The sequence below is a fragment of the Natronorubrum halobium genome, assembly GCF_051351675.1.
Lineage (GTDB): Archaea > Halobacteriota > Halobacteria > Halobacteriales > Natrialbaceae > Natronorubrum.
On sequence record NZ_CP195595.1, the window covers coordinates 116320 to 139474 of the forward strand.

At 66.4% G+C, this 23155-nt stretch carries 22 protein-coding genes; 9 read left to right on the plus strand and 13 right to left on the minus strand.

Annotated features, from left to right (window positions below):
• The first annotated feature begins 43 nt into the window (after positions 1-43).
• Positions 44-502 (plus strand): NUDIX hydrolase, encoded by a 459-nt coding sequence (locus tag ACSFC7_RS00500; RefSeq protein ID WP_436345763.1) that lies wholly within the window; start codon positions 44-46, stop codon positions 500-502.
• Positions 503-535: 33 nt separating this feature from the next.
• Here the strand turns inward: ACSFC7_RS00500 and ACSFC7_RS00505 are convergent, their stop codons facing one another.
• The 3 genes from ACSFC7_RS00505 to ACSFC7_RS00515 all read right to left on the minus strand — a co-directional run bounded on the left by ACSFC7_RS00505 (position 536) and on the right by ACSFC7_RS00515 (position 2809).
• Positions 536-1975, minus strand: coding sequence for a DUF402 domain-containing protein (locus tag ACSFC7_RS00505; RefSeq protein ID WP_436345765.1), 1440 nt, complete (start codon positions 1973-1975; stop codon positions 536-538).
• 91 nt (positions 1976-2066) lie between these two features.
• On the minus strand, positions 2067-2444 hold the full coding sequence (locus ACSFC7_RS00510) for a DUF7532 family protein (RefSeq protein WP_436345767.1): 378 nt from the start codon (positions 2442-2444) through the stop codon (positions 2067-2069).
• Between the two features lie 200 nt (positions 2445-2644).
• On the minus strand, positions 2645-2809 hold the full coding sequence (locus tag ACSFC7_RS00515; RefSeq protein ID WP_436345768.1) for a hypothetical protein: 165 nt from the start codon (positions 2807-2809) through the stop codon (positions 2645-2647).
• 128 nt (positions 2810-2937) lie between these two features.
• Here ACSFC7_RS00515 and ACSFC7_RS00520 point away from each other — a divergent pair, with 128 nt between their 5' ends.
• The 3 genes from ACSFC7_RS00520 to ACSFC7_RS00530 all read left to right on the plus strand — a co-directional run bounded on the left by ACSFC7_RS00520 (position 2938) and on the right by ACSFC7_RS00530 (position 6951).
• Complete coding sequence (locus tag ACSFC7_RS00520; RefSeq protein ID WP_436345769.1) at positions 2938-3945, plus strand: PrsW family intramembrane metalloprotease; 1008 nt, start codon at positions 2938-2940, stop codon at positions 3943-3945.
• A 101-nt stretch (positions 3946-4046) separates the two neighbouring features.
• Positions 4047-6500, plus strand: coding sequence for an AAA family ATPase (locus ACSFC7_RS00525; protein ID WP_436345771.1), 2454 nt, complete (start codon positions 4047-4049; stop codon positions 6498-6500).
• Positions 6501-6600: 100 nt separating this feature from the next.
• A complete protein-coding gene (locus ACSFC7_RS00530; RefSeq protein ID WP_436345773.1) occupies positions 6601-6951 on the plus strand; it encodes a hypothetical protein in 351 nt (116 codons plus the stop codon).
• Between the two features lie 14 nt (positions 6952-6965).
• Here ACSFC7_RS00530 and ACSFC7_RS00535 read toward each other — a convergent pair whose 3' ends face one another.
• Positions 6966-7571, minus strand: coding sequence for a riboflavin synthase (locus tag ACSFC7_RS00535; RefSeq protein WP_436345775.1), 606 nt, complete (start codon positions 7569-7571; stop codon positions 6966-6968).
• A 136-nt stretch (positions 7572-7707) separates the two neighbouring features.
• On the opposite strand from ACSFC7_RS00535, the gene ACSFC7_RS00540 reads away from it, so the two are divergent.
• Positions 7708-7959, plus strand: coding sequence for a DUF7533 family protein (locus ACSFC7_RS00540; RefSeq protein WP_436345777.1), 252 nt, complete (start codon positions 7708-7710; stop codon positions 7957-7959).
• A gap of 409 nt (positions 7960-8368) precedes the next feature.
• Positions 8369-9706 carry a hemolysin family protein gene (locus ACSFC7_RS00545; RefSeq protein ID WP_436345778.1) on the plus strand — a complete coding sequence of 446 codons (1338 nt, stop codon included), beginning with the start codon at positions 8369-8371 and terminating at the stop codon, positions 9704-9706.
• Positions 9707-10127: 421 nt separating this feature from the next.
• Here ACSFC7_RS00545 and ACSFC7_RS00550 read toward each other — a convergent pair whose 3' ends face one another.
• The 4 genes from ACSFC7_RS00550 to ACSFC7_RS00565 form a co-directional block, all read right to left on the minus strand.
• Entirely contained in the window at positions 10128-11303 is a 1176-nt protein-coding gene (locus ACSFC7_RS00550) for a M24 family metallopeptidase (protein ID WP_436345780.1), read from the minus strand.
• Complete coding sequence (locus tag ACSFC7_RS00555; protein WP_436345782.1) at positions 11300-13165, minus strand: UvrD-helicase domain-containing protein; 1866 nt, start codon at positions 13163-13165, stop codon at positions 11300-11302. Before ACSFC7_RS00555 ends, ACSFC7_RS00550 begins: the two co-directional genes overlap by 4 nt.
• 105 nt (positions 13166-13270) lie before the next feature.
• Positions 13271-13429 carry a DUF7563 family protein gene (locus tag ACSFC7_RS00560; protein ID WP_436345784.1) on the minus strand — a complete coding sequence of 53 codons (159 nt, stop codon included), beginning with the start codon at positions 13427-13429 and terminating at the stop codon, positions 13271-13273.
• Positions 13430-13656: 227 nt separating this feature from the next.
• Positions 13657-13842, minus strand: a complete 186-nt coding sequence (locus tag ACSFC7_RS00565; protein ID WP_436345786.1) for an HVO_0416 family zinc finger protein — start codon at positions 13840-13842, stop codon at positions 13657-13659.
• Between the two features lie 169 nt (positions 13843-14011).
• Here ACSFC7_RS00565 and ubaA point away from each other — a divergent pair, with 169 nt between their 5' ends.
• A complete protein-coding gene (ubaA, locus tag ACSFC7_RS00570; protein WP_436345788.1) occupies positions 14012-14854 on the plus strand; it encodes an SAMP-activating enzyme E1 in 843 nt (280 codons plus the stop codon).
• Positions 14855-14887: 33 nt separating this feature from the next.
• Here the strand turns inward: ubaA and ACSFC7_RS00575 are convergent, their stop codons facing one another.
• From ACSFC7_RS00575 to ACSFC7_RS00590, 4 genes are all read right to left on the minus strand, one after another.
• Positions 14888-15844 carry a hypothetical protein gene (locus ACSFC7_RS00575; protein ID WP_436345790.1) on the minus strand — a complete coding sequence of 319 codons (957 nt, stop codon included), beginning with the start codon at positions 15842-15844 and terminating at the stop codon, positions 14888-14890.
• 121 nt (positions 15845-15965) lie between these two features.
• A complete protein-coding gene (locus tag ACSFC7_RS00580; RefSeq protein ID WP_436345792.1) occupies positions 15966-16751 on the minus strand; it encodes an SDR family oxidoreductase in 786 nt (261 codons plus the stop codon).
• A 95-nt stretch (positions 16752-16846) separates the two neighbouring features.
• Entirely contained in the window at positions 16847-18406 is a 1560-nt protein-coding gene (locus ACSFC7_RS00585) for a sodium:solute symporter family protein (protein ID WP_436345793.1), read from the minus strand.
• Complete coding sequence (locus tag ACSFC7_RS00590) at positions 18403-18678, minus strand: DUF3311 domain-containing protein (RefSeq protein ID WP_436345795.1); 276 nt, start codon at positions 18676-18678, stop codon at positions 18403-18405. The genes ACSFC7_RS00585 and ACSFC7_RS00590 overlap by 4 nt, the downstream gene beginning before the upstream one ends.
• A 174-nt stretch (positions 18679-18852) precedes the next feature.
• Between ACSFC7_RS00590 and ACSFC7_RS00595 the strand changes: the two genes are divergently transcribed.
• Positions 18853-19752 carry an ArsR/SmtB family transcription factor gene (locus tag ACSFC7_RS00595; RefSeq protein ID WP_436345797.1) on the plus strand — a complete coding sequence of 300 codons (900 nt, stop codon included), beginning with the start codon at positions 18853-18855 and terminating at the stop codon, positions 19750-19752.
• A 234-nt stretch (positions 19753-19986) separates the two neighbouring features.
• Entirely contained in the window at positions 19987-21417 is a 1431-nt protein-coding gene (dnaG, locus tag ACSFC7_RS00600) for a DNA primase DnaG (protein ID WP_436345799.1), read from the plus strand.
• A gap of 152 nt (positions 21418-21569) precedes the next feature.
• Here the strand turns inward: dnaG and ACSFC7_RS00605 are convergent, their stop codons facing one another.
• On the minus strand, positions 21570-22922 hold the full coding sequence (locus tag ACSFC7_RS00605; protein WP_436345801.1) for a DUF92 domain-containing protein: 1353 nt from the start codon (positions 22920-22922) through the stop codon (positions 21570-21572).
• Between the last annotated feature and the right edge of the window lie 233 nt (positions 22923-23155).

Below are 23155 nucleotides of genomic sequence, written 5' to 3' on the forward strand. Positions count from 1 at the left end.
TGGGAGTGGCTTTTTATACGGCGTCGATGTGTATCCCTACGTCATGAATAACGTTACGTACGTCCAGAAAGCGTGTGCGTACATCACGCGCCAGACGGGCGAACTACTGGTTTTCGACGGGCCGGGTCACGACGGATTACAGATTCCGAAAGGAACCCTCGAGGCCGGCGAGTCGCCGCGTGAGGCGCTGTTTCGGGAGGTCGTCGAAGAGAGCGGTCTCGGGACGCTGAGTTCGACGAGTCATCTGACGACCGACGTCTGGACGCGCCGCGAGTCGCCGCCGAAGCGCTACGTCCGACACTTCTTCCACTCCACGGTTCACGAGCCCCGCGATCAGTGGACCCACACGGTGACCGACGGCGGCGAGGAACACGGGGCCGAGTTCGACCTGCACTGGGTCCAGCCGACGACGTCTCAGGAGTTCGCGCTCGAACTCGACGACTACGTCCACCTGCTCCCGAACGTCACTCCGGCCAACGACGTCGCGACGCTCTCGGACTGAACGCTTCCGCTCTTCTCTACGTTCCATTCCGTCTCACTTCGAGAGCGCACGCTCGACGGCTTCGGCGACGCCCCTCGCCTTCTCGGCCAGTTCGTCGGAGACGTGGCCGTCCGCTACTGCGGCCTCGAGTTCGTCCGCATCGACGATTTCGACGGTCCCGTCGGGAGTTCGGATAACGTCGATGTAGAGGTCGACGTACCGCGCCGCGTCGGGGAAGAGTTCGACCGGCGTACAGACGTTGACGTAGGTCCCCTTCGCGGAGCCCTGCTCGTCTCTGTACGTCGTCGGATACCACCACCGGCCTTCCCGAAACTTCGTGACGGCGACGTCGCCGTCCGCCTTGGGGACACCGAGGGCGTCGTACGTCCCGCCGCCGCGCATCGAGCGCTCGACGGTCACCGAGCCGTCCCCGTTCCAGTCGGTTACCTCGCCGCGACCCAGCGAGATGAGTCTGCCGTCGGGCTTCCCGTGACCGATCTCGAGCCGGTCGCCCGACGTCGGTCCGAACTGTTCGGCGACGGCGGCGAAGGGGAACTCGCCGGCAGCGAGATCCGTCTCCCCACCGGTGGAGCCACAGACGGCCTCCGCGAAGTCGACCGCCGCGCTCGCGGCCCGGTCGGCGGCTTTGGTCCGGTGGTGACCGGGCATCGTCGTCTCGACCTCGCGACGGACCGCGTCCAGCGCGAACCGCGACTCGCGTCCGAACCAGCACCACGCCGTCGTCCGCGGTGCAGCGAGTTCCCCGGGTTCGCCCGGCTCCTCGGGCGCGTCAGCGAGCGCGTCCTCGAGCGCCTGCACGCGGTCGACTGCCTGCTCGAGTGCGGTTTTCATCGCCTCGAGGTCGGCGTCGGCGGCCGCGTGCTGCCAGCGCAGCCCCCAGCCGTCGGGCACGTCGACCGAGAGCAGGTCGGTCATCCCGACGAGTTCGTCGGCCCGCTCACCCCGGAGTGCCGCAGAAACGCCGGTCCGATCCCGCGAGAGCGTACAGAGTCCGCCCTGCACCTCGAGCGTCGGTACGATCCGCGGATCGTCGTCGCTCCACGGCGGCGTGGGCTCGCGAACCTGCACGCGATAGCGGTTTCCCGCATCGACGTAGCCGTCGACGTCGTCGTAGTGGAGGTAGCCGCGCCGACCGGTTCCGAGGTCGACCGTCGCGCCGCCCCCGCCCCCGGCGTCGAGCACCTCGCAATCGAAGACCGCACCGCGCGAGACGGCTCCCTCCCAGCGGAACGCGTCGACCGCGAGAGCCTCGAGATCGCTCGCGACCGCATCGACGGCGTCGGACTCGCCCGACACTTCGACGCCCTGTCTGTCGCGGGTCGTCTCGATTCTCACGTTCGCCGGCGCAGTGTCGAACGAGTCGTCGAAGCGCTCCCGAATCGGCTCGGAGGCCTGTACGACCTCGAACCCGTTCTCGCCGAGCAGTCGCGTGATCGCCGTGGTGTAGATGCCGCGCACTCGAGCGGTCGTCATCGATTCGCCTCCCCGTGCCCTCGTTTCGCCTCCGCGGATCCGCCTCGCCGCGCGTGCCGGCCGTCGGGGATATCGCCTCTCAGCACGGGGATCACTCCAGCGTCTCGCGGTCGGGTGCGAACCGCACTCGAGCGTCGATCGTCGGCCCGAGGCGCAGTTCGACCGTTTCGTCCGGCAGCACTCGGCCGTCCTCGACGTAGACGCCCCACGTGTCGAACCGGAGCCAGCCGCGCATCTCGTTCGCGTGCGTCGTGATATCGAGATAGTCGACCGCGTGCTCGGGGTAGTCCGACGCCGAGTGTGCCATGTCCATGTCCGAGTAGACGGTGTCGTGGGCGTCGAAGAACTCCTCGAGCGTCGCCGCATCGGTTTCGACGGCCTCGACGATCGCCTCGGAGGCGGCCCGGAGGTCGTCGGTCTCGAGGCCGACGTCCCGAAGCGCCTGCTGCGTTCGCTGATCGAAGTGCATAGCCGTCGGTTGGACGGGCGGGCCTTTGTGGATTCCGAGTCCGCGTCGGCGCGTCGGCTCGACAGGCGTGTTCGGCTCCGGTCGGCAGAAGCGCTCCGCTCGAGTTCGACGCTCGCGTCATACGGTCTGTTGGAAGTCATTTCCGGAGCAACCGCAGGCCGGCTCGCGGTTGCTCCGGTAAATCGTTACAGCAGACCGTATCAGTCGTCGGCCGCGAGACTCTCGGTGCTCTCGGCGGACAGCGCGGCGTCTTCGGCGTCCGTACTGGCATCCGGGGCTGTCGCGTCGGCCTCGGCTCGATTCTCTTTCGTGTCGTCCGGTGCCGGTGGCGCGGTGTAGAGGATTCCTCGGCTCGAGTTGTACATGATTGTCGGTCGAGTATCGCAATCGGACACTGATAAGCACGATCCTTATATGGATCTTGACAGTGAATATCATACTAGGTGCGTCTCCCCGCCGAACGCTTACCGGAGCGGACGTCGTAGCGACGAGCATGGATCAGCGACGCGACCCGGTCGAACGGGCCGACGAGCAGTCACGGGACCTCCAGGAGATCTCGACGTGGGAACCGCGATCGATACTCGACCGTATTGCGTACGTGATCTACAACGCGGTCAGCTACGGGCTACAGACGATCGTGCTCGCCGTCGCGCTCGCGATCACCCTGCTCTTGCTCGTCCAGCCGGCGATACTCGTCCTCGACGAGCCGTCGATCGCGCTCTTCTTCGGGCTCTCGGTGATTCCGGCAGCGTTGCTCGCGGGATTCATCTGGTACACGGACATCACGACGAACGAGCCGCTGGGGCTGCTGGTCGCGACCTTCATCCTCGCCGTGCTCTTCGCGACGTTCGCGGCCGTCGTGAACTCCGCGGTCGGACCGGCACTGCAGTCGGTTCCCCTGATCGGCACGGTTCTCTTTTTCTACCTGATCGTCGGTCCCGTCGAGGAGGGGGTGAAGCTCCTCGCGGTTCGCGTCTTCGCCTACCGCAGCGACTCGTTCAACGCGGTCATCGACGGCGCGGTCTACGGCGCGATCGCGGGCCTCGGATTCGCCGCGATCGAGAACGCCATCTACATCTCCGGCGAGGTCGCGGCGGCCGACGTCGGGACGATCACCGCCGCGAGCGGGATCACGACCGTCCGGGCGCTCGTCGGCCCCGGCCACGTCATCTACTCCGCGATCGCGGGCTACTACCTCGGGCTGGCGAAATTCAACCCCCGGCACGCCGGCCCCCTCGTGGCGAAGGGGCTCCTGATCGCCGCGTTCGTCCACGGAACGTACAACGTCACGGTCGGAATCGTGCCTGCCCTCGTCGCTAGCTTCTATCCCATCCCCTTCGGAATCGCGTTCGTCTCCTACGTGATCCTGTACGACCTCGCCATCGGCTACTACCTCTACCGGAAGATCGCCCGATATCGCCGCACCTACCGCAACGTCAGGGACGACACCGGCGACCCCCCGGAGTCGGAGCTGACCGAGTTCGAGCCGCCACAGCGCTGACGGCCCGTAGAACGGCTGTATACGGGTATTCCAATACTCCTCGCACGGGCCCCGCTGGTGCAGGCACCACCGGCTTGCGTCGCAGTGGCGCAGTCTCTACCATGAGCGCGACCTTTACAGACGACGATATCGAGAAGACCGTCGAGAACGCCAACGGCGAGGTGATCGGGACCGTGACGGAGATCAACGACGATACCGCCCGCGTCGAGCCTCGTGCCGGTCTCGTCGACTCGATCAGAGCCGCACTCGGCTGGAGCGAGACCCACGAGACGCTCGAGGTCAACGAGGAGTCGATCGACGAGATTTCGAGCGAGGCGGTCCGCCTCGAGTCGGAGTCGATGGAGGACCTCGGCGACCCCTCGACAGATGACGCTGCCGGAGCCGAGGAGTCGTCGATGGACGAGCCGGTCGGGGGCGACGAGCCGTCGACGGACGTCATCGTCGAGGGCTCGACGGAATCCGCGTCCGAACCGGAGCGTGATCCCGGAACCGAAAACGCCGCCGAACGCGATCCCGGAACCGAAAACGCCGCCGAACGCGACCCCGGAACCGAAAACGCCGACGACGTCGGCGAGACTGCGGAACGGGAAGCCGTCGGCGGGACGGGTGACCCGACGAACCGGAACGCAGGCGAACGAGTCGACGAACCCGACGAGACCGTCCCGATCGAGGAGATGGATCAGCCCGCACTCGACGAGCAGCACTCGACCGAGTCGACGGCACGGACCGAGGCGATGGAGACGGACGACGAGTCGGAACTGGACGATTCAGTAGACGAACCCGTCGACCCGGAATTAGGCGATCCAGTAGACGATCGCGAGGATACAGAGCCGGACGAACCCGTCGACCCGGAACTCGACGATTCGATGGACGATCTCGAGAATTCCGACGAGATCCCTGCGACCGAAACGTCGAGTGAGGGCGGTGAGCACGATACGAGCGACACGTTCGACGATACGGCCGGACGGAACGAGGCAGAGACGTCGAACGGCGGAGACGAGTCAGAGACGCAGGCTTCACCCGACGCGATGAGCGGTACCCGGTCGGGCGACTCACCCGGCGAGATGGATCGGGCCGGCGTCCAAGACGCGCCGGCTGGCGAAACGCCGGAGCCGATCGACGAGAAGGAACTGCTCGAGGATATGGAGCCGGCCGACGAGCCGGAGCCTGATTCCACCACCGACACCAGTTCGACCGCGGAGGAGGACGCCGACCACACGGACGACGAGACGACCGCCGACTTCGAAACCCGTGAGACGGATCCGGCCGACGAACTGGATCCCGGTGTCGACCTCGAGTCGATCGCGGACGGCGACGAGTTCGACGAGCTGAGCGAAGACCAGCTGGAGCAGTCGTCCGAAAACGACGACGTCGCCGACGAGGTAGATACCGGCGTCGACCTCGAGTCGATCGCGGACGGCGACGAGTTCGACGAGCTGAGCGAAGACCAGCTAGAGCAGTCGTCCGAAAACGACGACGTCGCCGACGAGGTAGATACCGGCGTCGACCTCGAGTCGGCCGTGGAGCCGGACGAGACTGACGAGGTGCCCGACGGCGAGACGAGCGTGACCGACGAGATGGACCTGACCGACGAAATCGAGCCCGGCGTCGACCTCGAATCGGCGTCGGAGGCTGGCTCCGGTGAGGCCGACGCGGAGACGGGCTCGGAAGCGGACATCCGGCCGGAGACGGACCTCGATCCCGACGTCGACGCGGACTCCTCGAGCGAGGCGGATCCCCGTCCGGAGACCGAACTGGACGCCGCGGATTCGGAGGACGGCGCCGAGTCCGGAGAAACCTCCGTCGACGAGGAGGCACCTCCCGACGTGAGCCAGGAGTCGGCCAGCGACGTCGTTCCGAGTGTCGATATCGAATCGGCCGTGGGCTCGGATCGAGAGACGGCGTCCGAGATCGATCCCGACGCGCTGGCCGGTCGGGAGACCGACGGCGAAACGGAGCCAGAGACGGCGGAGGAACTCGTTGCGCGAGAACGGTTGGACGGCGCCGAAGGGACGACTGCAGAATCGGACGAAACGACGGCAGAACCCGACCTCGAGAATCGCGAACGGGACCAGTCACGATCCGGAACCCCGCTATCGGCCATGTTCGCCGCACAGCGGGCTGCGATGACGACCGGACAGGAACTGGCAAAACAGGGCCTCGCCGCACAGGAGGCCGGGGCTCGATCGGCCGTCGAAACGCCACTGATCGTCCAGCGCCGGAGTCTCGAGGCCGCGCAGGCGGCGACGCAGCGGTACTTCGACGCCGTCACCGCGATGACGGGTGCGGGAAGCGGCGACTCCCACGAGCACGAGCAGCAGTCGCTGGACGACGCCATCGACGAACTCGAGGACGCCCAGACGCAGCTGACGGACCCGGACCTCTCCCAGCAGCTCGGGGATCACCTCGAACTGCTCCAGGAGATGCAACGGCAGTTCGGCGACGAGGTCGAACGGGGAAGCGAGCAGGTCGCGGAGCTGCTCGAGCAACAGGCCGAGCTACTCGAAGCCTGTCGAGGGGCGCTCGATACGGATCGCAACCAGACGGAGCGGTAGAACGGCGACGGTCGGTCGTGTTTGGAGTACTGCACGAGATCTCTGCTTTCGGTGGACCGTTGCGCAGTATATATCCCAGTACGAATAGTACGGTTTCATGATGGTCGCCATTATTGGATCGTTCGTCGCGTTCGTCGTCGCACTGCTCGTCGGTGGGCTAGCTATCTACGCCGGGGCATCGATTATCGCTGACGTCGACGACTACTCCTACGCGGTCGTGACGGCACTCGTCGGCGCGATCGCGTGGGCGCTGACGGTCTGGATTCCGCTGTTCGGGCCGCTGTTCGCGTTGCTCGCCTGGATCTGGGTCATCAACTGGCGGTATCCCGGCGGCTGGATCGACGCCGCCCTCATCGGGCTCGCGGCCTGGATCTCCGCTCTCGTGATCCTGTTCGTACTCAACAGCGTCTTCGGCCTCGGCGTCAGTGCGTTCGGCGTTCCGGGCGCGTAGCACCGATTTTCAGCCTAGTCGAAGCGCGCCTCGAGCAGCCGTTCGACATACTTCGCGAGCACGTCCACCTCGAGGTGGACCTGATCGCCGACGTCCTTCTCAGAGAGCGTCGTGAGGTCGTAGGTCGTCGGGATGATCGCCACCGTGACGCGATCGGTCTCCGTATCCAGATCCGCGACGGTCAGACTGATCCCGTCGAGCGTGATCGACCCCTTCTCGACGACGTAGCGGCCGTACCCCTCCGGGAGTTCGAACTCGAAGAACCAGTCCTCTTCGAGGGACTCGACGTTCGAAACCGCCGCAACCGCGTCGACGTGACCCTGTACGACGTGACCGTCGAACCGGCCGTCGGCCGGCATCGCGCGCTCGAGATTGACCGCGTTGCCGTCGCCGAGGTCGCCCAGATAGGTCCGTTCGACCGTCTCGGTCGCGAGAAAGACCTCGAACCACGCCCGCTCCTCGAAGCGTTCGACGGTGAGGCAGACGCCGCTGACGCTGATACTCTGGCCGTGTTCGAGTCCCGTCGCGACCTCGTCGGCGCCGATCCGAAGCCGAAGGCCGTCTTCGGTGCGCTCGCGTGCGACGATCTCGCCGGTCTCCTCGACGATTCCCGTGAACATACCTTGACGTACCAGCCGACGGATAAAGGCGTTCTGAACCCGGCATGCGTTCCAGTTCTGAGACGGTGTGGGTTCGAACGTCGACCGACGAGTTCAGTCGCCGTCCTTTTGACCGTACCCGCGCTAGTACCGCGCAATGACCGGTATCCTCGACACGATCAAACTCGCGGGAACGCTCGTCCTCGCGATTCCCGCCGCGCTCGCCGGACTCGAGTTCCTGCTCGTTCGCGGGGAGACGACGACCGGGGGAATTCTGCTCGTGCTCGCCGTCACGCTCGTGATCGTCCAGCACCGCGTGACGCTGCCGTCCGACGTTCCCGGGCTCGTCGCCAAGCGGATCGCCGGATCGGTGACGGAAGACGACTCCGACGAGACGGAGACGTCCTGAAAGCTGCAACCCCGCCTCCGATGCGGCTTCGGCGCGACTATCGCGGCGATCGAGACCTGGCAGGGCGCCGCCCGTACGGTACGCTTCGGCGCGGGGCGGTCGCTAGGGCACCTATTCGTGACCCGGCTGGAGGCCGCACCGTTTAGTCAGTTCGCACCATACTCGCGACCATGTTCTCCGGTCGTTCGCCGCACGGACACGGTCTGCGCGTCGATTCGCTCCTCGAGGGAAGTGGCCACAGAGCGACTATCGGGTCCGCCGTTCCGGCTCTCGGAACCGACCAGCGTCGCTCGAGTGATCGATTCGACGGCCGATCCGTTCGCCGTCACGACCGGCCGTTCGGCCGTCTCGCCCGGTCGTTCGACCGCCACGTCCGGTCGTTCGATTCGGCCACTTCGGGGGACGACCGATGGTAGACGTCCTGGTTTCCGTCTCCCGACTGTTGGCCGCGTTGATACTGGTCGTCCTGAACGGATTCTTCGTCGCCGCGGAGTTCGCCTACGTGCGGGTCCGATCAACGGCCGTCGAATCCCTCGTCGAGGGCGGACGACCGGGCGCCGGCCAGCTACAGGACGCGGTCGGGAATCTGGACGACTACCTCGCGGTCACGCAACTGGGGATCACGATCGCTTCGCTTGGACTGGGATGGATCGGTGAACCGGCGGTTGCAGCCCTCATCGAGCCGGTTCTCGAGCCGGTCGTTCCGGCCGGGCTGATCCACGTCATCGCCTTCGCCGTCGGCTTCGGCTTCATCACGTTCCTTCACGTCGTCTTCGGGGAACTCGCGCCGAAGACGATCGCCATCGCCAAAGCCGAGCGGATCGCGCTCCTCGTCTCCCCGCCGATGAAGGCCTTCTACTACCTGTTCCTCCCCGGAATCATCGTCTTCAACGGGACGGCCAACTTCTTCACGAAACTGGTCGGCGTCCCGCCGGCGTCCGAGACGGAGGAGACGCTCGAGGAGGAAGAGATCCTGATGGTGCTCTCGCGCGCCGGCAGGGCGGGCCACGTCGACGCGGATGAAGTCGAGATGGTCGAGCGCGTCTTCGAACTCGACGATACGCCCGTCCGTAACGTCATGGTCCCGCGGCCGGACGTCGTGAGTGTGGCCGCGGACCGCTCCCTCGCCGACCTGCGGGCGCTGATCCTCGAGGCGGGCCACACCCGCTATCCGGTCGTAGACGCGGATGACGCCGACCGCGTCGTGGGGTTCGTCGACGTCAAAGACGTGCTCAGAGCGATCGAGTCGGACGGCGACGAAGACGACGTCACGGTCGGCGATCTCGCCCGCGACGTCCCCATCGTTCCGGAGACGAGCCGAATCAACGATATCCTTGCCGAGTTCCAGGAGAAAGAGTGTCAGATGGCGGCCGTGATCGACGAGTGGGGGACGTTCGAGGGGATCGCGACGGTCGAAGACATCGTCGAGGAGGTCGTCGGCGACATCCGCGACGAGTTCGACGCCGACGAGCGAGAGCCGTCGATCGACCGACGCGACGACGGGGCGTACATCGTCGACGGCAGCGTCCCGCTCGACGACGTCAACGAGACGCTCGAGACGGCGTTCCAGGTCGACGAGTTCGGCACGATCGGCGGGCTGGTCCTCGATCATCTGGGACGGGCGCCCGTCGTCGGCGATCGGATCTCGGTGGACGGCTACGTGATGGACGTCGCGGCTGTCGACGGCGCGCGGATCTCGACGGTCGTCGTTCGAGAAGAGGCCACCGAGGAAGGGTCGACGGCCTGATCGACTGCGGAGCGTCTGGTCGTCCCGCGAATGGCCACGGTGCAAACCGACACTTCCGAACGTGCCGCTGTCGTTCTCGGACGTGTCGCCACCCCCATCGCTGGATCGGTGCCGAGCCACGAACGCCAGATCGGACGAGAATGCCGATAGCACGGTCGGTGCTTACGACGATAGCCCGTTGCGGGCCGGCGAGCGGAGCGGTATGCTTCTCCGGCAGAACGATTGAACACGGAGGATTCGATGGCGATGTCAGAGCGAGCACTCGCAGTCCTCAAAATCGCCGGCGTCGTAGCTGAAATCGCCGTGGACGCCGACATTCGGCCGACAGGGTCGAACCGCAACCGGGACAGACGAGCGCGAGCGCCCGGACGACTCCGACGTGGAACGCTGACCCACTCGTCCCAACGCCATCTTCGGCCGCTCACTCGAGCAACGCCGACGGCTCGAGCGACCGCGATGGAGCCTCGAGATACGCCGCCCGCTCGCCGTCCTCGCTGCTGACGAGCAGGTCGGCGATCCGAAGCCACGACCCGTCGTCGACGTGAACGGCCGACTCGAGTCGCACGACGCTCCCGGGGTCGATCCGATCGCCGCCCTCGAACGGTCGTTCGCACGGCTCCAGACCGACGCCGAACGCCCGCGTCCGGACGTCGTCTCCCTCGCCGAAGCCGAACGCGCGGACTTCGGCCTCGAGGTCGGCTTCGACCGAGGTAACCGACTCGGCGTCGGCGGTCAACATCGCCGCCGCGGACCGAAACGACTGCGTCGCGCCGACGTGGGCCCGGCGCTCTCTGCCGCCGTCGCTGTCGACGACAAGCGTGCGGACGAGCCCGGCGTGGTAGCCGTCGGGGCCGCGCGGTGCCGTCTCGAGGACGATCGGTTCGCCGGGTCGCAGCGGCACCTCGCTGGTGTCGCCGTCGTTGGCCGTTCCCTCGCCGTCGAGAGTCGAGGGCGCGTGCTCGGGATCGGGGTTGACGACGGTGGTGCCCGCGGGGAACGCACCCGCCGAGACGATGGCCTCGTCGATGGTCGTTCGGAGTCGATTCGGCGTTATCGGGTCGCCGTCGGCCGCGAGTCGTCCGTCGTCGATCGCCGCGTCCGCGAGTAGCGACGCCGCCCGCCGGATGCCGGCGCTCGCAGCGGCCTGTGCGTCCGCGATCCGATCGCGCTCGGCGGTCGTCTTCGTCGCTCGAGCGCGTGCGACGACGTCCGTCGATGCGAGGTCGAGACCGGCCCGCTCGAGGTAGAGCGCGGCGTCGTGTGGCACTGCTGCGGGCGTGAGAATCGTGTTCGACCCGCTTCGCTCGGCCAGTCGAACGGCGAGCGTTTCGGCGGGGTGACCCGATGCATCGTCGCTCGAGGCCGTCAGCCACTCGTCACCGTCGAACGCGACGGCGACGACCTCCCGGCCCCGTTCGCGCGGCCAACGCCGTCCGAGTGCTACCCGACAGTACCGAACGGTCGGATCGTGCCGGCTTCCGGCGTGGACGAACGCCCCCGCGTTGCGGCTTTCGAGCGTCCCGCTGATGGTCGACTCGAGGTGCGATCTGACGGCGCCGACGCCGGAGCCGTTGGCGGGTGACTCGGCGTCAGTCACGGCGCTTCGGCTTCGATCTCCTCGCTGTCGGCGTCCGCCGGCTGCTGGGCCGCCTCGATCAGGTCCTCGAGTGGCGTCTCGAGGAGTTCGTTGTGGAGCAAGACGTCGATGGGGAGCGTCGGCGCGCCGTCGACGAGGTTCTCGAGCAGGACGAGTCGTTCGCGGGCCCGGGACATCCCGACGTAGAAGACGCGGCGTTCGTTGTCGGTGAGGACGGGAACTGGAGAGGTCGTCTTGGTGAACTCCTCGCAGCCGGAGATCGCTTTGGGGTCGTCGACGGTCGCGACCATCTGCTCGACGACCTTCTCGGTGAGGTCGGTGCCGACGATGACGTGATCGGCCTCGCGACCCTTCGCGGAGTGGATAGTCCCGACGCGGACGCGGTCGGTCTCCATCTTTTCGTACTCGCCGATCGCGAAGTAGGATCGGACGCTCTTCTTCTGGAAGTTGGTGACCTTCCGAAGCATGTCCGAGGCCGACGCGGGGCCGGGCATGAACGGGACGTGGTCCTCGACGACGTCGGCGGGGATCATGAGGTCCTCGAGATCCTCGATGCCGGTTTCCTCCTGTCGCTCGTCGATCTCGTCGAAGAGCGCGTCGCGCTCGTTGGTGCCGAAAGCCGACTCCTGGAGCATGTCGGCGAGGCGTCGAGCCTGCAGTCCGGTAACGTCGTCACCGTTGTCGATCGCTTCGACGGCGCGGACGTACTGGGTGAGTCGGTCGGTCCACATCCGCTGGTCGGTCAGCGACGTGAACGGCACGCCCTCGGTGATGAACTCGTCGATGAACTGGAACATCTGGTAGCGCGCTCGGAAGAGTACCATGACGGTCCCCTCCTCGACGAGGGATCGCCGGACCATGCGGACGACGTCGAGCATGGAGGCGTTGCGGCGGGCCTCGACGGCGCCGCCCTCCTTGCGGGGCTTGAGGTCCTTGTCCTGGCGCTTCTCGATGTGACGGATCTCCTTGTTGACCGCGTTGAGCACGTTCGAGGGGAGACGATAGGAGTTCGGCAGAATAACGTCGTCGTCGACCTCCTCGTCGAGTAAGAGCGCGGGATCGGCGCCCTGCCAGGAGTAGACGACCTGGTCGTCGTCGCCGGCGATCAGGACCTGCTTCATGTGGGGTTTCCACTCCTCGTAGACGTCGTACTGGAGGGTGGTGATGTCCTGAAACTCGTCGATCACGAGGTAGTCGACGCTCGGGAGCAGGGAGCGCTGTTTGACGCGCTCGAGCATATCCGCGAAGCCGATCTTTCCGTTCTCGCCCTTGTACGCGCGCCAGGCGCGGATCGCTTCGGGGACGTCGATGCGGTCGTCGTCGGAGGGCCACGTCGGCGTGTACTTGTTGCCCTCCTGGGCGTTCGGATCGATTTCGGGCGGGAGCCGAACCTCCTCTTCGTTCCACTGGAAGGGGACGTCGTACCAGTCGGAGACGTCACGGCTGGTCCGCTGGAGCCACTGGCTCGTCGCGATGATCTTGTTCCCGATGGTGGTCGACCGGGCCGTCCGCCGACCGGCACCGCTGTACTCGTCTTCGTACTCGATCCCGAAATCCTCGCAGAACTCCTCCTTGTCGGATTCGCCGATGACGTCGCTTCGAGAGAGGTCCAGCAGTTCGTAGGCCTTCGCGTGCATCGTACAGACGTTGCCCTGCAGTGCGCGCGGACTCTCGTCGAGTCGTTCGGCCAGTCGTTCGCGAACCTCCTGTGCAGCAGCTCGTGTGTACGAGACGACGAGGATATCCCGGAACGTCACGTCATCCTGTTCGAGGATTTCTTCGACGTGGTCGAGCAGGGCAGTCGTCTTTCCGCTGCCCGGACCACCGAACAACCGGGTCACCTTCGTCTCCGTAGTAGCCATTGTAGCTGTTCAAGGGCGCAATACCCATAAGTCACGTGGATTATCATCGACAAAAACTCCGATCCGTTTACCAAAGCCGACCGCGAGCGACCGATATCGGCTGTTTCAGGGGTTTCGCGGAGAGCGGGCGGTTCGTATCTCGGCACCGTCGCGGATCTTGTCCTGACAGTCGGGACAGACCCGCGGGTTCTCGACGCCGCGTGGAGTGAACACGCGAGCGTACGCGTCCGTGACGAACGCGTCGCAGTTCTGGCATTCCGGCATAGTGATCCTCACTGAACTGTTGGGATACCACACATTATAATTCTGTCGCATATTCGACGGGGAAAATACGACGAGCACCCCGGTGACCGAGGGTGTGTCGGGGTCCGATGGAGGGCCAGTGCCGTACCCGGACGAGCGGTAGGGACGGTGATCGCGGACAGTTCGACGGCAGCCGCTACGGGACTCGAGTGTATCCGACGGGCCCGGAAAACGGTGTTACTGTGCCCTCAGACCGTGGGCTCCCATCCGCAGACGGTGCAGGTGCTGGCGGACGTGTCGTGAAGACCCCCACAGTCGGGACACTGTTTCTTGTTATACTCCTGCTCCCACCCGACTCGTTCGACGGTGTGACCGCGGTCCGTGAGGAATTGATCGATGACGTCGTCACCGGCATCGTTGGGTGAGGTTGCCATAGGTGTGTCAATAGCACCCACGGTATTAAACTGTGTGGTCGGCCCATATTTCTGCCTCGACTCGGCTAACGCATCCCATCGGGTGACTGTCCCCGCTACCTGATCGTTCGATTCCAGCGGCACTGTACCGACCAGCGGACTTTTCTCGGTCTCGACCGAACGTAGAGTCATGAGCGACCTGCGCCTCGACGCGACCCAACTCGATCGCTACTCGAGACACGTGATCATGGACGAAATCGGGCCCGAGGGCCAGCAGCGGCTGCTCGAGAGTTCGGTGCTGGTCGTCGGTGCGGGCGGTCTGGGTTCGCCGGCGATCCAGTACCTCGCGGCTGCGGGGATCGGCCGATTGGGGATCGTCGACGACGACGTCGTCGAACGGTCGAACCTGCAGCGGCAGATCGTCCACGGCGACGCCGACGTCGGCCGGCCGAAAGTCGAGAGCGCGGCCGACTACGTCGCGGCGCTCAACCCCGATATCGACGTCGAGCCACACGAGGCCCGCATCACGGCGGACAACGTCGCGGAGCTTGTCGACGGCTACGACGTCGTGCTCGACGCCAGCGACAACTTCGCGACCCGGTACCTGCTCAACGACCACTGCGTGCTCACGGGAACGCCGCTCTCTCACGGCGCGATCTACCGCTTCGAGGGGCAGGTGACGACGTTCACGAACGAGCGCGGCGAGGGATCCGAGACCGATTCGCCCTGTTACCGCTGCATCTTCCCCGAGGCACCCGAACCCGGCACCGTCCCCGACTGTGCCACCACGGGCGTTCTCGGCGTCCTGCCCGGCACCGTCGGCTGCATTCAGGCCACCGAGGTCGTCAAGTACGTGCTCGGCAAGGGTGAACTGCTCGAGGGACGACTCCTCATGTACGACGCGATGGGCATGACCTTCGAGACGGTCGACGTGCTCTCGAACCCGTCCTGTCCGGTCTGTGGCGACGAACCCGAAATCGAGACGGTCGAGGACGTTTCCTACGAGGGCAGTTGTCAGATCTCGGCCGACTAAGCTGCTCGGCCGATTAGACGGCACTCGCTCGCATCATCGAACGCGCTCGACCACCGTTCGGTGCAGTTCCAGCGTGCCGATGAGCCCGATACAGGAGACGAACGCGACGGTTCCGAGTTTACCCCCGGCGCCGTCGAACGCGGGCGCCACAGCGAGAAAGACGAGTCCGGAGAGCCCGCCGGCGACCGCAACGTGGGGGACGCCCGCCAGCCGCTCCGTGCTCGACATACCGACGAACGAGGCGCAGAAGGCCGCGGCGGCCAGCGTCGCCCCCAGTTCCGGCACCGCGAGCGGGAACGCGACACCGGCGACGAGACCGACCAGTCCGGAGCCGATAACCGCGCCCAACTCGAGTCGAACGCTCAGGACCGCCGTCGCGACGGCGGCGACGATCGCGACCGGGACGACGACGGAGGCGAGACCCCATCGCGGCGCACTCGCGCCGGTGAACTCGAGTCCCACGACGGCGGCCGTCGTGAGACAGCCGAACAGCGCGAGCGTCCCCAACTTGCCGCCGACGCCGCCGAAGGACTCCGTCGTCGCCGCGAACCCGAGGCCGGCGACCAGTCCCGCGACGGCGACGTACTCGAGCGACGCGAACACCGCTGGCGAGGCCATGCCGACGAACGAGCCGCAGTAGACCGGCACGCCGACCTTCGGCGCGGCGAGGCCGACGAGAAGGCCGATCAGCGCGGACGCCACCACCGGCCCGAGCCCGACGTGCACGCTCAGCGCGTAGGTAACGGCGGCCCCAGTCACGACCGCGAGCGCATCGATCCCGTCCGAGCGGGCGAACCCGGGAGTCTCCAACTGTACCAGTTCGCGCCGGTGCTCGACGATACCGGCGACAGCGGCGGTGAGAACGATTCCGATCCGTACGCCGACCGTCCCGCTCGGCATCTCGACTGGTGCGAGTAGCGATCCCACGAGCAGTGCCCCGGCTGTCGAAATCAACGCGAGATAGCCAGCGAACTGCGCCGGACGGTACACGGTCGGTGGCACAATCGGGGGACACGAGAGGGTTACGGTTCGTCTCCGGGGACCCAGAGTGGGGCCCGTCCTGTTGCTCCTCGTGTCGCTTGCCGTCCTCTTTCGCTTCGTTTGAGCCGTCTCAACTCCGCAACAGGCCGCCGTCGATCGGGACTTCGGCGCCGTTGACGAAACTCGCACGCGGACTCGAGAGCACGGCGACGACGTCGCCCAGCTCCCGGGGCTCGCCGATGCGATCCATCGGAATCTCGCTCGCGAGTTCCGTCAGTCCCTCCTCGTAGTCCTCGTAGACGCCGCGCTCGATGTTCGCCTCAATGAGTTCCTCGATTCGGGGGGTCTCGATCGTCCCCGGCAGGACCGCGTTCACGCGAATTTCGGGGGCGAACTCCCGAGAGACCGTCTTCACGAGCCCGATCACGCCCCGGCGGACGGAGTTCGACAGCAGCAGGCCGTCGGCGACCTCTCGAACCGTCCGGGAGGTGATGCAGGTGACCGATCCGTACTCGGACTCGATGAGGTGCTCGTGGGCCGCTTCGACCGTCCAGACGACGCTCATCACCAGCAGGTCGTACGCCTGGTACCAGTCCTGTTCGTCGGTCTCGAGGAAGGTCGTACTCGGCGGGCCGCCGGCGCTCGTGACGAGGTGATCGAGACCGCCGAAGGCGTCGACCGTCTCGCCGACGAGGTGAGAGACGTCGTCCGGATCCGTGAGATCGGCCGGGGTCGCGCGGACCTCACCCTCGGCCGTCTCGCTGATCTCCTCGCGGGCGTCCTCGAGTCGCTGCTCGTCGCGCCCGCAGAGCATCACGTTCGCGCCCTCCTCGGCGAGGGCCCGTGCGCTCGCGAAGCCGAGGCCGCTCGAGGAAGCCGTTACCAGTGCACCGTTGCCGTCGAGGTCGAGATCCATGCTCGAATCCACGATCAGGAGCTACTAAGTCCCGCTGCCTCCGGGACGGTGCTCGCGGACGGTTCGGCGTCGATACGGGCCGAAGCGGAGAGCGATCAGTCGGCGCTCAACCCGTCGAAGTAGATGGTCCGCCGTTCGTCGTCCGCGGGCGTCGTGACCAGCGAGACGCCGACGGTGACGACGAGGCCCAGCCCCATTCCGACGAGTCCGGCCGTCCAGCCCATGTAGGTTCCCTGAAACACCGTCGTGACGAGGGCGATCAGAAGGGACGTGAGTTCACCGAGCAGCGGGACGACCGAAATAGCCTCGAGTCCGTCGACGATCGACTCGACGAACAGGTTCGAGAGGTAGAAGGCCTGACTGACGAGGATGCCGGCGGTGATACCGGCTCGAGTCGTCCGTCGCCAGTAGAGCGCGACGAGCACGGGCAGGGCGAGCTGGGCGAAGCCGCTGAAGGCCGCGTCGCCGAGTTCGAACAGCGTGGCTGGGTTGACCAGACTCGCGACGAACGCGGCCGTCGCGAAGAGCACGACGCCGACCCGGGCCAGCAGGTCCTCGCGGCGCTCCGAAATGGTCCGGTCCACGAACGGTCGGTACAGGTCCCGGGTGAAATAGGACGACCCCGAGAGTAACATCGAGTCCGACGAGGACATCATCGCGGCCATCGCGCCGGCGATGACGAGCGCGGCGAACCAGACCGGCGTGTACTCGGCCAGCACCAGCGGGAGCACGTTCGCGCCTTCTGGTACCGTCACGTCGAGGCCCCGCGCCCACGCGCCGAGCAGGAACGAGGGGACGAAGAGGAGGACGCAGAGGATCGGCCACAGCGCGAACGACCGCTTGAGCACCGTCTTCGAGCCCGCGGCGAAGAAGCGCTGGTTCACCTGCGGGAACATCGCGACGCCGAAGCCGATCGTGATCGCCGTCGAGAGCATCCACTGGGCCGTGTAGTAGTCGCTCCCAAGCGAGAGAAAGTGAGCGGTCTCCTCGCTCGACGCGAGCGCCGACGTCGCCGCCCCGGCCCCGCCGACGACGTTGAGCACCCAGAGCAGGGCGACCCAGGTGGCGACGAGCATGAACGCCCCCTGCAAGGTGTCGGTCCAGGCGATCCCGCGCATCCCGGCGACGACGACGTAGAGAATCATGAACACGGTGATCAATCCCGCGCCGACGGCGTACGGGACGGCCCCCTCGGTCAGGGCCTCGAGCGCGGTGCCGGCCCCGACCTGCTGTAACATGACGTACGGAAAGAGCCAGAGCAGACTGATCCCGGCGACGAGGCCGCGGAGCCGCCTCGAGGCGAACCGGTCGCCGAGCATCTCCCCGAGCGTGACGTACTCGTAGCGCTGGCCGAGCAGCCACTGTTTGTAGCCGACGACGTACCAGAGGATTGCGAAGATGATCCCGTCCATCAGCCCCATGACGAGGATCCACTCCGGTCCCTGCGCGTAGGCGATGTTCGGTCCCGCGAAGAACGTAAACGCCGAAAGCAGCGTCGCGAAGGTCGTAAACAGGAGGACGACCGTTCCCAGCGTCCGACTGGCGAGATAGAAGTCCTCCGCCGTTCGATCGGTCAGTCGGTAGGCGACCAACCCGACGGCCAGCGCCAGGAGCAGGTAGCCGACGATGATCCCGAGCTGGAGCGCGAGAGTCACCGTCGCTCACCTCCGGCGGTCGACTGTGACGTGTGGTTCGATGCGTCCGCTCCGTTCGAATCACCCGGTCCGGTTTCGATGCCGATTCCCCACGCTCGCTGGGTGAACAGGTAGAACGCGACCGACGCGGTCCCCATCCAGCCGATGTGCCACCAGAGCCACAGCGGCAGTCCGGCGACGATCGTCGCGTCCCCCCAGAGGAACCACGGGATCGCGAGCGCGCTGAGGACGACCGCGACCGCGATCCAACCCACGAGTGGTAGCCGGCGCATATCCGGTGGTTGGGATCGACGTTGGTAACGGTTTCCCTTCAACAGCCGCGATCGAAGAGATTCAGCTATCGATGCTGCGAGTCCGTTCCCTCTGGGGGTTTTACAAGGTGAAATCGCTCTTTCAGGGAGGAGAAAACGTATAGGTATTGCCAGACGAATGCAACTCGAACTGATATGGCCCGGCTGTTCCCGTTCCGTTCGGAACCCGCAGAAACCGAGGGGCAGCCACGCGTCGTCGACCTCGAGGGCGAGGACGCCGACGCGGTGTTCGGCGCCCTCTCGTCGACGACGGCCCGGCGAATCTACGCGCGACTGGACGAGGAACCCGCGACGCCGAGCGATATCGCCGAGGCGATCGATTCGTCGATCCAGAACGTCCGGTATCACCTCGAGAAACTCGAGAACGCCGGCCTCGTCGAAGTAATCGACACGTGGTACTCCTCGCGGGGTAACGAGATGAGCGTCTACGGGACGACCGACGGTCCGCTGATCGTCACGAGCGACGAGTCGACCGCGAGTCGGGTGCGGGAGGCCCTCTCCCGGTTCGTCGGCGGCGTTGGCGCGCTCGCGGGCGGGAGCGTACTGGTCCACCACGGACTCACGCGGTGGGCCGAGTCGGCGACGGACTCCGCGGGGGACCGAACGGCTCCAGCAGGGGGAGAGACGGACGACGGTGACGAGGGAGACGCCGCCGAATCGGGCGACTCGACGGAGCCGTCGACGGAGCAGGACGCCTCCGACGACGTCGGCATGCAGCAGGCGGATTCGGAGGACGAGGAAGCGGCCGATTCGGACGACGGGGGAGCGGCCGATTCGGACGACGGGGGAGCAGCCGATTCGGGCGACGAGGTCACGTACGACGGGGGAGACGGCGGTGAGGCGATCGACGCCGAACCGACGGGCGGCGACGGCTCCATCGAGGGCGTGAGCGACGGCAGCGCGGAGGTCGCCGAAACGCTGTTCGCGACCGTTCCGCCGGGGCTGCTCTTTTTCCTCGGCGGGCTGCTCGTCCTGACCGCCGTCACCCTCTACTGGTACTGGTACCGACCGGCGTACTACTATAGTAGCCACTGAAAGTCAATGCACACCTGATCGCACGACGGCTGTGCGATCAGTGTGTAAATCGTTTCAGTTGTTACTATAGCCGACGTCCGGACACCGCGGCCGACAGCCGACTACCGTGATACCGGCCGACACACTGAGGCGCGGGGTCCCGATAGGTCAACAGCTATTTCCCCGTCACGATCCAAAATCTACATAACCGACCGCGGTACCGCGTCTGCGGTACCCACCCGAGGAGAGATCCCCATGGAAGACACGTCGAAATACCTCATTCACGCAAACGTCACGGCTGACGGGGTCGTCGAGCGGAGCGACGTCGTCGGTGCGATCTTCGGGCAGACCGAAGGCCTACTCGGCGACGAACTCGACCTCCGCGACCTTCGCCAGTCCCAGAAAGTCGGCCGCATCGACGTCGAGATAACCAGCACCGCCGGCCAATCCCACGGCCACCTCACCATCGCGACCAGCCTCGACAAGGTCGAGACCGCGACGCTCGCCGCGTCCCTCGAGACGATCGACCGCGTCGGCCCGTGTCGGGCCGACCTCGAGGTCACCGAGATCGAGGACGTCCGCGCGGCCAAACGCAAGGAAGTCGTAAACCGTGCGAAGGAACTGCTACAGACGGGGTTCGACGACAGCGTGATGAGTTCCGAGGAGATCCTCGCCGAGGTGCGCCAGCACGTCCGCGTCGAGGACATCACCGAGTACGAGGGGCTGCCCGCCGGCCCTCGAGTCACCGACAGCGACGCGATCATCGTCGTCGAGGGCCGCTCGGACGTGCTCACCCTCCTCAAGTACGGCGTCAAGAACGCCATCGCGGTCGAGGGAACGAACGTCCCCGACGCGGTGGCCGAACTGACCCGCCACCGCACGGTCACGGCCTTCCTCGACGGCGACCGGGGCGGCGACCTCATCTTCGAGGAACTCTCACAGGTGGGCGACATCGATTACGTCGCCTTCGCGCCCTCCGGCACCTCCGTCGAGGATCTCGACCACCACCAGCTGTTCGCGTCGCTGCGCAACAAGGTTCCCTACGACAACGTCTCCGGGATGAACGAACCACGGGAAGCCGTCGCCGCGACGGACGGGAGTTCGACGCCCGCACCGGCCCCGGGAGACGCCAGACGCACGCACGGCTCGGAAGCCGCCTCGCCGACGTCGATCGACGAGTCGTCCAGTTCGACCGCCCAGACGGCGAGTGCGGCGAACGCCGCCGCCGACGCAACCACCACCGGCGAAGCGAGCACCGAGGGCGGTGCTGGCAGTCCGTCAGGCGGCGCTTCGAGCGCGCAATCGGCCGTGAGCGCCGACACGCAGCAAGCGTCCGGGACGGACGCCGAGACGGCGGTAGAATCGGACGACCCCGAAACCGTCTACGGCCACGCGTCGGCGGTCATCCGGGACGGTACCGACCGCGTTCGGTTCCTCGACGCCGACGGCGGCACCATCGACGAAGCCGACGCGAGCGACGCCTACGACGCGCTCGAGTCGCTCGAATCGACACCGAAGACGATCGTCCTCGACGCGATCCTCAGCCAGCGACTGCTCGATCTGGCGGCCGACCGCGGCGTCGACCGAATCGTCGCGCGCTCGCTCGGGCAGTTCACCAAGCGACCGACGGCCGTTCGGATTCACGCGATCGACGACGTCGCCGAGGAGGCGCCGGATTCGGGGTAACCGCGGACGGTTCTTCCGCTCGCGTTCGATCGGGAACCGCAGGGTTTTAACGGCAATCGGCTCGAGAGCGCTGGGAGCGCCCCGACCGACGCGCCGACGGATCGAGCCGGCCCGGTTTCGGACGGTGGGCGCCGCGTTTCGCCGCCGAGACGCTAGCTGAGTACGGCAAACGAGAGTACCAACAGCGCACAGATCAGTGCACCCGAGAGCGTCGCGAGGAAGTTCACGCCCTGGTTACCGAGGAGGTGGCCCTCGAGGGTCGCACCGAGGAGACTGTCGACGGTCATGCCGACGATCCCGGCGGCGACGATGATCGCCGCGCCGACGACGCCGACCTCCGGAAAGAGGACGTAGGAGATGCCGGCGACGACCGCTGCCCCTGCGATACCGGCTACTTCGCCCTGCCAGGTGACGCCGCCGTCGGTGCCGGGCTCGACGGGTTCCAGGGTGGTGATCAGCCGCGGCGTGTCGAAGACGCTGCCGATCTCGCTCGAGAGCGTGTCGCTCATCGCGGTCGAGACGGAGCCGGCGAAGGCGAAGAGGAACAGGCTGGGTTCGGGATTGCCGGGCAGCAGCGTCGCCGAACTCGCCGCGTAGCCCAGTACGGCGGCGATCGCGACGGCGGCGTTGCCGAGCACGTTGCCGCTGCCGCGAGCACCGTCGTTGTCCTCGGCGACGCCCAGTTCTTCTTTCTCCTCGTAGCGGTACTTCGAGGAGAGACCGCCGATGGCGAAAAAGGAGATGAGGACGACGAACCAGCCGTAGCCGCCGAGGACGATCGTCAACAGCCCCAGCAGGATGCCGGTGAGCATCCCCGCGATCGAGGCCGTCTCGAGCGCGTAGGAGGCGTAACCGAGGGCGACGGTGATCCCCAGCGCGGCGACGATTTCCACGCCGTCGAGGGTCAGGGCCGGCTCGAGTTCCGCGAGCAGCCAGCTCAGTAAGCCGACCGAGAGCATGACGATGGGATCGTCGCGGGCCAGCAGGACGTCTCGGAGCAAGGCGGCGAGCAACGCGCCGCTCGCGCCGAGAAAGATCGTCGTCGGGACGGTCGAGCCCATCGACTCGAGGGAGCCGGCGCCGTCGGTCAGCGACTGCGTGCTGACCTGGCCGGCGACGGCCGCGACGGTCGCGACCAGACAGAAGACGGCCACGAGGGCGACGTCGTGGTCGGTTCGGCGGCGGGCGAGTTGCTCCGCGGCGTTCCCGTAGCCGACGAGGAGCACGGCACCGACGAAGACGGCGGTCGACATCGAGGCCGTGACCGCGATGAGACCGAGCGTGACGGCTGCGAGGACGAACGTGATGAGTCCGTAGAGGCGGCCGTCCTCGTAGTCGCCCGGATACGCGAGGAGATCGAAGAGCGGACCGTCGGTCACGGCGAACGCCCCGCCGATCACGACGGCCGCGATCGCGGCCCCGACCCAGGGGCCACCGAGGGGCACGGCGAGGACGAGCGTACAGAGGAGCGCAAACGCGCCTGCTCGCCGAACGGGTGCTGTCACGATACCGAGTCCTTTCTGTGGCGTTTACTTGAAGGTTCGTGAACCGCGCCGCGGCCGTTCTCACCGTCGTCAACGGCGCTATCCGGAGAACATGTAACTGCATGAAAACGCCATCAGCCCCGCGATCGTGACAGTCTGTGGGTGAACAGTCACACGGAATTCGATACGGGCGCGCGACGGACGCCCCGCTCGTCGGGGCGGGGCTTTCTCCTTGATTTTCCGTAACCGGTATA